At 70.1% G+C, this 12,575-nt stretch carries 11 protein-coding genes and 2 pseudogenes; 8 read left to right on the top strand and 5 right to left on the bottom strand.

Annotation, left to right across the window (positions count from 1 at the left end; genetic code table 11):
* Positions 1–222: pseudogene (locus AB0958_RS31810) on the top strand (hypothetical protein); the annotation flags it as partial.
* Positions 223–544: 322 nt separating this feature from the next.
* On the opposite strand, the gene AB0958_RS31805 reads toward AB0958_RS31810, so the two are convergent.
* From AB0958_RS31805 to AB0958_RS31795, 3 genes are all read right to left on the bottom strand, one after another.
* A complete protein-coding gene (locus AB0958_RS31805; protein ID WP_366893933.1) occupies positions 545–757 on the bottom strand; it encodes a transposase family protein in 213 nt (70 codons plus the stop codon).
* Between the two features lie 198 nt (positions 758–955).
* Positions 956–2,437: an NAD(P)/FAD-dependent oxidoreductase gene (locus tag AB0958_RS31800; protein WP_366893932.1), complete on the bottom strand. Its 1,482-nt coding sequence runs from the start codon at positions 2,435–2,437 to the stop codon at positions 956–958.
* On the bottom strand, positions 2,434–3,384 hold the full coding sequence (locus AB0958_RS31795) for a patatin-like phospholipase family protein (RefSeq protein WP_366893931.1): 951 nt from the start codon (positions 3,382–3,384) through the stop codon (positions 2,434–2,436). The genes AB0958_RS31800 and AB0958_RS31795 overlap by 4 nt, the downstream gene beginning before the upstream one ends.
* 58 nt (positions 3,385–3,442) lie before the next feature.
* Between AB0958_RS31795 and AB0958_RS31790 the strand changes: the two genes are divergently transcribed.
* From AB0958_RS31790 to AB0958_RS31775, 4 genes and pseudogenes are all read left to right on the top strand, one after another.
* A complete protein-coding gene (locus tag AB0958_RS31790) occupies positions 3,443–4,036 on the top strand; it encodes a TetR/AcrR family transcriptional regulator (RefSeq protein WP_366893930.1) in 594 nt (197 codons plus the stop codon).
* A gap of 328 nt (positions 4,037–4,364) precedes the next feature.
* A pseudogene (locus AB0958_RS31785) lies at positions 4,365–4,609 on the top strand (two-component sensor histidine kinase); the annotation flags it as partial.
* A 762-nt stretch (positions 4,610–5,371) separates the two neighbouring features.
* The gene (locus AB0958_RS31780) at positions 5,372–5,983 is read left to right on the top strand and encodes an alpha/beta hydrolase fold domain-containing protein (protein WP_366893929.1); all 612 of its coding nucleotides are present in this window, start codon (positions 5,372–5,374) and stop codon (positions 5,981–5,983) included.
* 56 nt (positions 5,984–6,039) lie between these two features.
* Entirely contained in the window at positions 6,040–6,270 is a 231-nt protein-coding gene (locus AB0958_RS31775; protein ID WP_366893928.1) for a hypothetical protein, read from the top strand.
* A gap of 279 nt (positions 6,271–6,549) precedes the next feature.
* On the opposite strand, the gene AB0958_RS31770 is transcribed toward AB0958_RS31775, so the two are convergent.
* Together AB0958_RS31770 and AB0958_RS31765 are read right to left on the bottom strand one after the other, a co-directional pair.
* The gene (locus tag AB0958_RS31770; RefSeq protein WP_366893927.1) at positions 6,550–7,185 is read right to left on the bottom strand and encodes an alpha/beta hydrolase fold domain-containing protein; all 636 of its coding nucleotides are present in this window, start codon (positions 7,183–7,185) and stop codon (positions 6,550–6,552) included.
* A gap of 16 nt (positions 7,186–7,201) precedes the next feature.
* Positions 7,202–9,475 (bottom strand): MMPL family transporter, encoded by a 2,274-nt coding sequence (locus AB0958_RS31765; RefSeq protein WP_366893926.1) that lies wholly within the window; start codon positions 9,473–9,475, stop codon positions 7,202–7,204.
* Between the two features lie 192 nt (positions 9,476–9,667).
* On the opposite strand from AB0958_RS31765, the gene AB0958_RS31760 reads away from it, so the two are divergent.
* The 3 genes from AB0958_RS31760 to AB0958_RS31750 all read left to right on the top strand — a co-directional run bounded on the left by AB0958_RS31760 (position 9,668) and on the right by AB0958_RS31750 (position 12,547).
* Entirely contained in the window at positions 9,668–10,396 is a 729-nt protein-coding gene (locus AB0958_RS31760) for a response regulator transcription factor (RefSeq protein ID WP_366893925.1), read from the top strand.
* Positions 10,390–11,433 (top strand): ATP-binding protein, encoded by a 1,044-nt coding sequence (locus tag AB0958_RS31755; protein WP_366893924.1) that lies wholly within the window; start codon positions 10,390–10,392, stop codon positions 11,431–11,433. The genes AB0958_RS31760 and AB0958_RS31755 overlap by 7 nt, the downstream gene beginning before the upstream one ends.
* A gap of 721 nt (positions 11,434–12,154) precedes the next feature.
* Complete coding sequence (locus AB0958_RS31750; protein WP_272121154.1) at positions 12,155–12,547, top strand: VOC family protein; 393 nt, start codon at positions 12,155–12,157, stop codon at positions 12,545–12,547.
* Positions 12,548–12,575 lie beyond the last annotated feature (28 nt).

The raw sequence follows: 12,575 nt of genomic DNA, 5'->3' as shown, positions 1-12,575 counted from the left end.
ATCGCCCCCACGCGCGTCGGGGACGCCGTCGTCCGCGGCATCGAGAACCGCTCGGCCCGTGTCATGGTCCCCCGCAGGTGGGTACCGTTTTCGGCCCTGCGCGGCGTCCTTAACCCCGTCACCGATCTCATCCCCGCACGCCACCCCGAACTGCGCCGACTCGAGGAATCCGCCGGCCCCACAGGCAAGCCCCCGCAGACCGACTCAGGCTCACCGAGGTAGGGCTGTCATGACCCGTTACGACCCGGCCGGGCGCACCGTCGTCCTCACTGGCTCCACCGGCGGCCTGGGCGCCGCCCTCGCCCGGGCCCTGCGCGGGCGCGGAGCCAACCTCGCGCTGCTCGACCTCAGCCTCGCGGCCGCCACGGCCCAAGCCCAGGACCTGGGAGACGAAACGGTCGAACGTGGCTGGCACGCCGACGTACGCGACCTCACCGGCCTATGGAATAGGGCGGCAAGCCGGGCGCCTGTGCGGCCCGCAAGTGCCAGGCAATCGCCTGCACCAGGGTCACCAGCACCACAGTGCCACGACCGCAGCGGACGGTCAGGCCCCGCCCTGTCCGACCAAGGTACGACGCGCGCAATCAGTGACGTCGCAGAACAACCGCCGCACTGACAAATCGACCACCACCGGATGCCCGCCCACGGAAGCGTCCGCCAGGTGTCTGCGATATTGACTGTGGACCCAGTACGACCAGACACCGCACGAGGGACACGGAAGCGCACCTTCCAGGGTGCGGGCCTTGACCCGCACCATGTCGTCCTCGACCCACACGTATTCCACTTGCACCTTCTCCCGGTGTCGGTGCACGGCCAACGGGACAGGTCGCCGTAAAGGCCGCCGAACATGACGTGGGCACCCTGGGGGCGTACGCCCTCGCGGTGGCGAGTCCGATGCCGCGTGCGCCGCCGGTGGCCCGTGATGTCGGCGCCACGCTTGTCGATGGCGGGAACCTTATGCGCTGATTTCCTGCTGGTCGCTGGAGTGGATGACAGTGAAGTCTCGGGTGTCGAAGTGTGCCACCTGTGTGCGGAGCCGGCCGGTGGACCAGGGCCAGCTGAAGCTGTTGCGGCCGTTGGCGTCGAGGTAGTAGCTCCGGCATCCGCCGGTGTTGTAGACGGTGCCTGCGAGGGCCGCCTGCAGTTCGGTGTTATAGGCGCTCTGCACGTCGCGGCGCACCTCGAGCGACGCCCACCCCTCGGCGCGTGCTGAGCGGATCGCGGCGAAGGCGAGATCGAGCTGGGCTTCGAGGATGGTGAACGCGGAGCTGTGTCCGGTGCCCAGGCCGGGACCGAGGAGCAGAAACGCGTTGGGGAACCCGGTGGTGACGGTGCCGAGGTACGCCTCGGGGGAGCCCTGCCAGTGGTCGGCGAGGGAACGTCCGGCGCCGTCGTGGATGAGGTTCGACAGGGGCATGTCGAGGATGTGAAAGCCCGTACCGAGGATGATCGCGTCGACTTCGGCGCTGCTGCCGTCGGCGCCGAGCACGGTGGTGCCGTGGACCGTGCGGACGGCGCAGGCGTGCACGTCCACATTCGGGCGGGTCAGGGCCGGGTAGTAGTGGTTGGAGAACAGGATGCGCTTGCAGCCGATGGTGTAGTCGGGGGTCAGCTTGCGGCGCAGTTCACGGCCCCGCACGGTGGCGCGCAGGTGTGCGCGTGCCACGGCCTGTACGCCGCGCAGCAGCGAGGGCCTGCGGAATCCGTGGCCCAGCATCTCCATGGCCCGGTACTCCACCGCGGCCACCGCGGCCCGGGCGCCGGGCACGTGCCGCATCACCCACCGTTCGGCCTTCGGTATGCGGTGGTCCGGCTTGGGCAGCACCCACTGGGCAGTGCGCTGGAACAGGTGGAGCCGGTCGACCTGCGGGGCGATGGCCGGGACGAACTGCACGGCCGACGCTCCGGTGCCGAGGACCGCGACCCGCTTGCCGCGCAGGTCGTAGTCGTGGTTCCAGCGCGCGGAGTGGAACACCTCGCCGGGAAACTCCGCAAGGCCCGGGATGTCGGGGATGAGAGGCTCGTTCCACGGCCCGGCACCCGCGATCAGGAACCGGGCGGTGAACTCGCCTACATCGGTGCTGATCCGCCACCGTGCCACGTCGGGCTGCCAGCGCGCCTCGGTCATGCGCACGCCGAACCGGGTGTGCTCGGGAAGCCGGTGCCGGTCGGCGACCGCTTTGACGTACGCGAGGATCTCCGGCTGATGCGCGTACACCCTCGTCCATTCCGGGTTCGGCGCGAACGAGTAGCTGTAGAGCCGTGAGGGCACATCGCACTGGCAGCCCGGATAGGTGTTGGCCCGCCACGTGCCGCCGAAGTCGTCGGCGGCCTCGATGATCAGGAAGTCGTGGATACCGGCCTCGCGCAACCGGACCCCCGCGCCGACACCGGAGATGCCGGCGCCGATGACGATGACCTCGAAGTGGGTGCTCATGCCGTGGTGCTCCTGTCCAGGGCTCGCTTGACACGGTCGGGTGCGGTACGCAGCGAGACGTCCAGGGTGGCCGGGCGGCGGGCGACGTCCATGAAGTTGAAGCCCATAACGGCCAGTTCCTCGGCGCCGGGCTCGATCCGGACGACGAGGGTCCCCGCTGCCCGAAGCAGGAGTTCCTCTGCGTCGAGGGTCCGGGTCATCCAACGCCTGGCGACGCGCTCGAGGCGGCTCAGCCCGGCGGCGGGCGCGCCCCCGGACGTCGCCATCGGGGCGACGATCACCACCTCGTCCAGGCCGAGCGGGGCAACGAGGTCGGCCGACGTCGGCGACACCACCCCGCCGTCGAGGTAGGCGTGCCTGTCGATCCGTACGGGAGGGAACCACCCTGGGATCGCCCACGACGCGGCCAGCGCGCTGCCGATGTCGGCGACCGGGGCATCGGGCGAACCGAACGCCACCCGTCGGCCGGAGCGTGTCTCGGTCGCCACCAGCCACGTACGTGACGAGGCGAGCCACGTGTGGCCGTCCGCCAGCGCGGCGCCGAAGTCCCGCAGCCACCCCGCATCCCCACGGCCACGTGGCAGGAGGCCGAGCAGCCCCGAACCCAGCGGGACACGACCCCGGGCTGCCGCCGCCGTGAGCCCGGCTCCCGGCAGTCCCGGCCACGGAACCGGTGGCAGGGCGCCCGGGTGCACGCCGACGTGCCGCAGGAGCAGCGGGTCCGCGTCGGACCGGCCCTGCAGCGCAGCGAGCAGGTCGCAGACCGACCGGCCGGACCCGAGCACGGACACGACCTCTGCCCCCGCCGACGTCCCCACCAGCACCTCTGCCGTGCGGACATCCCAGCCGAGCTGCTCCTCGACCGCGGCCAGCGCCGCAACCGTCCATGCGAAGCCGAGGGTGCCGCCGCACCCGACGATCAGCCCGCGTCGTCGACAACCCGCCATGGATTCTCCCGGTATTGGAATTCCAAGGGAATCCGAAAGCTAGCGGTATCCTCCGGGAGTGGCAAGACTGACCCGGGCCGAGAGCCAGGCCCGCACCCGCGAACACGTCCTGGACACCGCGTACACGCTCTTCCTGGGCGAGGGCTTCACAGCGACGTCAATGGAGCGTGTCGCCGAGGCGGCGGGCTACTCGAAGGGGGCGGTGTACTCCAACTTCGCCACCAAGAACGAGCTGTGCATGGCCGTGCTCGACCGCATCGCCGCGGAACAGGTGACAGAGCTGGCCGCCGCGATGGGCGACGCGCCCCGCTTCGAGGACCGGATCGCGGGATTCGCCCGCTGGGCCGACGAGACCATCGGCGACAGCTCGTGGACCTCACTGGAAGTCGAGTTCGCCACCGCCAACCGCCGTGACAAGCAGGTGTGCGAGCAGCTCGCCCAGCGCCGGCGCACCGTCACGGACGCGCTCGCAGAGCTGATCCGGGCGCAAGCGGACGAACTCGGCATCACACTTGCCCTGCCCGCCGACACCGCCGCCCTGACCCTGCTCAGCCTCGGCATCGGGCTCGGCGTCCAGCGCGCCTTCGACCCGACCGTCCCGGTGCAGCCCATCGTCGACCTGCTGCGCACCGTCATGAGCGGGCGCCCCTGAAGGCGGCCATGCTGCTGCGCCGACGGTGCGCGCACCCGGACAGGAAGGGGCAAATCGGAGGCGAACGGCATGAAAGCGGCGCGAGGAAGCGATGGCGCGCTGCACCATTCACGCAGCCGTCACCAACCCGGGCCCCTGCGACGGCCCTGGGGTGCGCCGCACTTCTTAAGTGCTAAAAAGTCTCTTCGATGCCGCGCGGGCCCCGTCCACGCCGCACCGACGGGAGGCAGCGCAGACATCGGCTCGCTGCGTCGGTCCGATGTCCGCACCGCCGGTCCGGATTACCCGCCACTGAACTTCGCAGTCCCCCAGCCAGGTACTTGATGGGACCAACGTCCGCAAGCACGCCCCCGGCGCCACGGCCCGCGTCGAGCTGTGGCGGGACGGCGACGACGTCGGAGTGACCGTCACCAACACTTCGCCCACGCATCCCTCCCTCTCCCTCCCGGGTTCGCAGCAGGGCTTGCTCGGTCTGCGGGAACGGGCCGACATCCTGCACGGCACCTTGGAGGCGCGACCGACTGCGAAGGGCGCTACCGAGTCCGGCTGCGGATTCCCCTCAGCACGGACTGACCGACCCCTCCGCCTCGCCCGCAGGCGGACGTGAGGGTGCTTGAGTCCTCGATCGGCTGATCAGCGTCGATCTCGCCCCCTGCTCGCCGATGCCCGTGGTCTGCGTCAGCAGCCCGACGGAGACCAGCCAGGGCCGAGATGCGACTCAGCGACATCAGCCACGCCCTCCTCACCGGCCTCTACGACCAGTCACCGCGTCACGCCAGCAGGGTGCTGACCAAGGCGACGGCCGCCCCGAAGGGCGCGACGGTAGATCCGATGCCGACGGCTCTCCCACTCGTGCGGCCCGCGGCTCGGGAGGCGAGCAGGCCCCAGCCCAACAGCAGGACGGTGTTGGTTGCGAAGGCGAGTACTCGATGCCTTGGGAACGCACCAGCCAAAGCCCGCCCCACCCAGCAGCAATCTGGTCGGCTGCGCCGCCAGCAGCGTCCAATTGGCGAGTACGGCAGGTCCGCGGGAGGTGCTCGCCGCTCTGAAGCAGAGGTACGAGGGCGATCCGAAGCCGCTGTGACCCGTTGCCGCACGGGTCTCGGTCAGCGTCGGGCCGGACGCGGAACGCCTCGTCGACCGCTACGCGGATCCTGGCCCCGCCATCTGGCAGGGTGGGTGGGAACAGTTCCCGCCAGCTGCGGGTTCCTCCGCAGGAGCCCGCCCCCGAGAGTGGTGGCCATACGTTCCCGGTGCGTTCCCAAAGGAGAGAACGGTGGCCGATCAGACGACGGCAGGCTTTCTCGGCACTGCCACCACATCCACGGTGGCGGGATGATCTCCGGGAACCACACGTCGGGAGTGGATGTCGTTCATCCGTTCGTCGCCGAGGGCAGCGCGGTCGTGGTGCCGGTGGACTACCGCCCGGCTCCGGAGCACCCCGATCCCGCCCCCATCGAGGACTGCTGCACGGGGCTGGTGTGGACAGCGAAGAACGCGGCCGAGCTCGGCATCGGTCCGGAGCGTCTTCTCGTGGTGGGAAGCAGCGCCGGGGGCGGCCTGGCGGCAGGAACCGCACTGATGGCACGCGACCGGGCGTTTCCCACGCTCAGCCACCAGGTGCTGATCTGCCCCATGCTCGACGACCGCTTCGGCTGGACCGCCCTGCTGGGCGAGCGGCGTGGCGGACCGGACGTGTCCCCGTACGCCGCCCCGGCCCGCGCAGAAGACCTCAGCGGTCTGCCCCGCACCTACATCGACGCGGGCTCGGTCGAGTCGTTCCGCGACGAGGTCCTGGTCTACGCCCGCCGCCTGTCCGAGGCCGGTGTGAAGCGTCGACCTGCACATGTGGGGAGGCGGCTTCCACGGGTTCGACAGGGCGGCCCCCCACGCCGCGATCTCACGAGCCTCCAACGCGACCCGCGACGAGGGGCCCTCGAGATCTGACGGACCGCACTGGCCCTGGCACGGCGCCGGCGCGATAGTGGGCCTTGGAGGTTCCCGTGCGTGAACTCATCGGCAGGCTCGAAGTCGCCGACGACGCGACGGCCAGTGCGCTGCGCGTCATCGACCACTTCTACGTCCTTGAGCACGGGTACTGCCGTTCCCTGTACACCAGCGACCCGAACGGCCTCCTCCTCGAGTTCGCCCTGGACGCCCCCGGCCATCGAGGCCTCCGACGAGAAGCGCCGACGGACCGCGCACGCCGAACTCAAGTCGTGGCTCGACGGTGACCACGTCAGCAACAACACTTACCGCTGAGTCCCAGTGCCGCCACCCGTATCCACCGCCCATCCCTGTGTCCCGCGCGGGTGGGTACGGGCGGCCCCCGGGCACTCAGCGGCGACACCGCGTACCGCCCGCCAGACAGGCGATGAGGCGGGCCCGAACATCAAGGCCTTCGTCGGGTCCCCATAGCGAGGATCCGCCGGCCGACGAGGCCGCCCAGGTACAGGCCGACACGGTGGGCCGGGCGGGGGCGAGCCGTTCGATCAGCTCCACCACGGCGATGGTCAGAGGGTGCATACCGGGGAGCGCGTCGCTGGCGTGCTTACGGCTGGCCGACCTTGCCGAGATCCTTCAAGCCCGGGGCCGTGAACGATTGACCGGTTGGCGGGGAAGGGCCCGAGAACAGGTGTCCCGTATCGGGCGAGCTCGTTCTCGACGGTCGGCTTCCCGGGGTCACGGAAGCTCGTCCAGCCGCCCCGGTCCCGGGCCAGGACGATAGCGTGACCAGGCCCTGCATCCACCATCCGGCCGCAATCTGCTACGCCACCCAGGACAGATCGTTCCGGTGGATGCCGCCAGTGTGCGGTGACCGGACGGCTAACGCTGAGGCGATCACCGATCGCGGCCGAACGGCACAGCAGAACCGCCAACGCGACGTTGGCGCCCCCCGGCACGAGCGAGGCGGCATGGTCGAATGCCGTCAGGCAGTCGTCGAGCCCTGCGGGAAACGGGTCCTCCGGAGCCAGCCGGTACTCGGGCAGCAGCACGCTCACCTTCGTCGCCGGTGCCAGCTGGGCCGCGAGGCCGCGTAATCCTCCGGCCAGCCCGGAGCGGAAGCCGCCTCCGTGGATGTAGGGGATCACGATGTCGTCCGGGGCCGCGTCCAGAGGGCGCGCACAACATCGTCCGAGGTGCCCCATCCACTAATCCCGGATATCAGTAGGCTTTCGTCTGGCCCGCCTCGCCTCCCCCGGTACCCACCGCCACCCGGGCGCCATCCGTCTGCCGTGGCGGCGCGCCGGGCGCCGAGGCCGGGTGAGTCGTCCGGCGGGCCAGCCTCTCCCCCTCGATGTCCACGTCCGGCAGGGCCCGCTGCAGGAAGCGCGGCAGCCACCAGGCTCTGCCGCCGAGGATCGCCATCACCGCCGGCACAAGCGTCATACGGACGACGAACGCGTCCAGGAGCACACCGATCCCGAGGGAGAATCCCATGCCCTTGATGACCTGCATATCGGCGAAGACGAAGGACCCGAAGACGGCGATCATGATTAGGGCGGCCGCGGTCACGACCTTCGAACCGTGGGCGAACCCCCGGATCATGGCCTCGGCGGGCGGGCGGCCGTGGGCGTGCTCCTCGCGCATCCGGGAGACGAGGAAGACCTCGTAGTCCATCGCCAGGCCGAACAGGATGCCGACGAGCAGCATCGGCAGGAAACTCAGCACCGGGCCTGTGTCCTTGATACCGAGGAGCCCGGAGAGCCATCCCCACTGGAAGACGGCGACCAGTGCGCCGAGCGAAGCCCCCAGCGAGAGCAGGAAGCCGACGGCAGCCTTCACCGGTACGGCGATCGCGCGGAAGACGACAACCAGCAGCAGTAGCGCCAGGCTCATGACCAGCAGGCAGTAGACGGGCAGGGCCGCCGAGAGCTTGTCCGCCACGTCGATGTTGACGGCGGTAGTGCCGGTGACCGCGATGTCCGTGTCCGTGCGCTCCTCGACAGCGTCGCGCGCGTGCCGGATTTCGGCGAGAACCCCCTTGGTGGCCTCCGTCTCCGGACCGCTCGACGGCGTGACGCTGATCAGGGCGGCGTCGCCGGATGCCGCGGTCACCACCGGGGACACGGCGCGGACGCCGGGCAGGTCCCGGACCGTCGAGGAGAATTCCTCGGCAGTGGCGACCACGGTCCTGGTGGCGCCCTGGACCAGAACGACCAGGGTGCCGCTGTAGCCGGGACCGAAGCCGTCGTCGACGAGTCGCTGCGCGCGCGCCGCGGAGGTGTCGGGGTCCTGGGTACCGCCGAGGCCGAGCTGCAGGTCGGCCGCCGGGACGGCAAGGATTCCCAGGCCCAGAAGGGACACGACGAGCACGGTCCACCGGCGCCGTGACACGAGGGTCGCCCAACGCCGCCCCGCGCCGTTTCGCTCCGTACGGCGTGCGGCACGCTCCGTGGAGCGGCGCAGCACCGGGACGGTGCTAGTGGCGATACGGGCACCCATCAGACCGAGCACGGCTGGGAGAAGTGTGACGGCGACCAGCACAGAGACCACCACCGTCGCGGCGGCTCCCAGCCCCATCACGGTGAGGAACGGGATGTTCACCACGGACAGCGCGGCCAGCGCGATCACGACCGTGGCACCGGCGAACACCACCGCGCCGCCGGCCGTGCCGTTCGCGAGGCCGGCCGACTCCTCGGGGTCCATGCCCTCCCTGACCTGGGTCTGGTGGCGGGAGACGATGAACAGGGCGTAGTCGATGCCGACCGCGAGGCCGAGCATCACGGCGAGGATGACCGAGGTGCTGTCCATCGTGACGACGCTGGTCAAGGACAGCAGTGCGAGGACGCCTACGGCGACCCCGACCAGCGCGGTGGCCACCGGGATGACCGCGGCGCGCAGGGATCGGAAGACGAAGACCAGCACGCCCAGGGCGATCAGCACGCCGACCGCTTCCCCAGGCCCCAGCACCTCGACCTTGACCTGGGAGAACGCGTCACCGCCGAGTTCCACGGTCAGCCCCGCCCGACGTGCGTCGGCGGCGGCCTCCTCGACGGCCGCCTTCGTGGTCGCCGGCAGCGTTGCGCCCTTCTTGATGGAGAAGACCAGCTCGGCGATCCCCGTCCTGCCGTCGGCGGACACGGTTCCGGCCTTCGCTGACGGAGCGGCGGCCGACGTCACGCCTCGTACGTCGGCGACCGCTTCGACGCTTCGACGAACGGCCGCTCCAGCCTCCCCGGCGCTCACAGTCGCCCCACTCCGCGCCCGGAAGACGATCTTCCCGGTGATGTGGGCGTCGTCAGTGGGGAATTCCTCCCGCACGACGTCGAGCGTGCGCTGGGCCTCGGTGCCCGGAATGGTCGTGGCCGAGGCGAACGGCTTCATCAGCCCCAGTGCGGCAACGACCGCCACCAGCAACAGCACGGACCAAGCGCCGATGACGGACCATTTGCGCCGGTAGGCGAAACGGCCCAGGCGGTACAAGAGCGTGGACACGCGAAAACTCCCGGATACCTAGCGAGGACAGGCGACACCTGCGTGATCCACGCTAGGAACACCGTGCGGCCCTTCCTGCCGAAAGAGCCTCCGGCGGCCGCTCTTCACACACAACTCCCATGGAACACGTCCACGTGGCCGCGAAATGATCGAATGGAGTCGCCGAGAAGCAGCGAACAGAAGAGGGTCCGCATGTCCGATCAGCCCGCCAGGACCGACGCCACGGCACCGAAGCCGCTCGGTCGACTGCTGGTGGTCGACGACGAACCCGCGATCCTCGACACGGTCGGCCGCTTTCTGCGATTCATCGGATACGAGGTCCGTGCGGCCACCACGGCCAAGGACGCCCTGATCGCGGCGCGCGAGTTCCTTCCCGAACTCATCCTGCTGGATGTGATGCTCCCGGACGGCGACGGTTTCGAGGTGATGCGCAGGCTGCGCTCGGACGGCCTGCCGCACGCCGTCGTCTTCCTGACCGCGCGCGACACCCGCAGGGACTTGGTCCGCGGTCTGAGCGAGGGCGGCGACGACTACATCACCAAGCCCTTCGGTCTCGACGAGGTCGCCGCCCGCGTCGGAGCCGTCCTGCGCCGAACCCGCCGCCACGAGCGCCCAGACCGCGTCCTGCGCGTCTGCGACCTCGAACTCGACCCCGACACCCACACCGTCCGCCGCGCCGGAAGTCCGGTGGACCTCTCCCCTACCGAGTTCCGCCTCCTGCGCTACCTCATGCTGCACAGCGGCCGGGTCGTGCCACGCGCCCGGCTGCTGGAGCACGTCTGGTCGTACGACTTCAACGGCGACGACACCGTGGTGGCCACGTACATCAGTTATCTGCGCCGCAAGCTGGACGCCCTGGGCCCGCCACTCATCCACACCCAGCGTGGCGTCGGCTACAGGATCGGGGAGCCCCGATGCTGAGCCGGGCCACCCGCCGCCCCCTGCGCACCCGGCTCAGCGTGCTGGTCACCGCCCTGTGCGCCTGCGCGATGGCGGCAACCGCACTCACGTGGATCCTCAGCGGGGATCCGGCCGTCATCGTGATCGTCGAGCTGGCCGGCCTGGCCGGAGTAGCGCTGGTCAGCACCGCGGTGGTCCGACGGGAGCTGCGCCCTCTGGAACAGGCTGCGGACACCGCCGATGCCATCGCCACAGGCGACTTCGGCCGACGGATCGTCGCGGCCGACGACCCCCCGACCACCGAGGTCGGCCGCCTCACCGACGCGCTGAACCGCATGCTCGGGCAGATCCAGGCCTCCCTCGCGGCCCGCGAGCAGTCCGAGGACCGCATGCGCCAGTTCGTGGCGGATGCCTCGCACGAACTGCGCACCCCGCTCCAGTCGCTGCGCGGGTACGCCGAGCTCTACCAGCAGGGCGCGCTCCCGGACACGGCAGCGGTCGACGACGCCGTCGCCCGCATGCTCTCCGAAATCCACCGGATGACACGACTGGTCGAATCAATGCTGATGCTGGCCCGCTTCGACGAGCAGGACGACGCCGAACTCGAACAGGTCGACCTCTCCCGCGTCGTGGCCGATTCCTGCCGCGACGCCACCGCCGTCGAACCAGCACGCCCGCTGCACTCACACATCGAGCCCGGAGTGAACGTCCTGGGCGACGAGGCACAGTTGCGCGGCCTGCTCGGCAACCTTCTCGGCAACGTCCGCATGCACTCCGGCCCAGGCACCCCCTGCCGCGTCGATCTGGTGAGGGCCGGGAGCGATGTGCTCCTGCGCGTCGAGGACGAGGGACCCGGCATTCCCGAACACGCGATGGCCCACGTCTTCGACCGCTTCTATCGTGCTGACAGGGGTCGAAGCCGCGCGAGCGGAGGCAGCGGGCTCGGACTGTCCATCGTCGCCGCCATCGCGGAACTGCACGGCGGCCGAGTACGACTGGACAGCGCGCCCGGCCGCGGCACCCGCGTCGAGGTGATCCTCCCCGGACGGGCGGCTTGAGGTTCACCGAACGGACGCGAGGGACTGGGTGGAGCACCTGGTTCTCCCTCTGCCAGCCACGCCGCGGCGATCCGTAAAGCGCCTGATTGCGCGACCAGGACGGACTCCCCACGCGGGCGTGGTCAAAGGGCAGGCAGGGTGATGGAGGTGCGGATGGCATCTCAGGGGTGGTCAGGCAGGATCCCTTGGGATGGTGGGAGGCGGTCGCAAAAAGGCGTGAGCGCGGTCCTCAGGCTGCGCACTCAGGGTTACTTGGTCAGCAGACGACGTACCCGAGCACAGCGATCTCGTTGGGACTCCCAGCGGCGGATCTTCACCGAGACACTGATCCGGCCAGCCAGACCCGATACCCGGGGACGCGAGCATCCGCAGCATCGCCGCCGTGCACCCAGGAGGTGACAAGTTTCTCGCCGACCTGGAAGAGCAGTTCACCGCGCCCAGTCAGGCCGGTGAGGCGGAGTGAGGTATCGCGGGAGCCGGGATCGCCGACTCCGAACCCCCGCATCCGGGCTGCGCGGCCTCGGCCATCCCGCGGACAGGACCCCCGCGCAACCGAACCCGTGCTGCTCACAGGGGAGCAGCAGGCGCTGTCTCCCGCTCACTGGAACACCTGCTCCGCCAGGACCCCCGAACCGCTGTACTGCCCATGTGCCGGGATCGCACCGCAGGCCGAGCGGTCCGCTCTACCGGCGTCGCAATCCACCGCGTTCCTGGAGGCACCGTGGCCGATGACCCTCGTTTCGCGTTCACCAAGATTCTGGTGGACGACCTGGAGACCGAATCCACGTTCTACAACACGGTCCTCGGCCTCGTCGAGAAGCACCGGGTGGCCGGAGGGGAGGGCGGCGGCGCGTACACGCAGAGCGTCATGTGCTGCGTGGGCAGCGACGAGCCGTCGCTGTTGCTGCTCAAGCCTCTCCACCGCAAGGCGCCCACGCCCGGCGAGGCTGTGCTGGGCTTCGCCGTTGCCGACGTGGACGAGGCCGTACGAGCGACGGAGCGCGCCGGCGGCTCAGTGAGAACGGGGCCCAGGTCGCTTCCGGAGCACGGCTTGCGCATCGCCCAGGTCACGGATCCCGAAGGGCATTTGCTGGAGCTCATGCAGCGCCTGTGAAATCCCTCGCCGGTGAGCGCGGTGGCTC

It is taken from the genome of Streptomyces sp. NPDC006655, from assembly GCF_040703965.1.
Lineage (GTDB): Bacteria > Actinomycetota > Actinomycetes > Streptomycetales > Streptomycetaceae > Streptomyces.
This window is presented reverse-complemented; position numbering and strand designations above follow the sequence as displayed.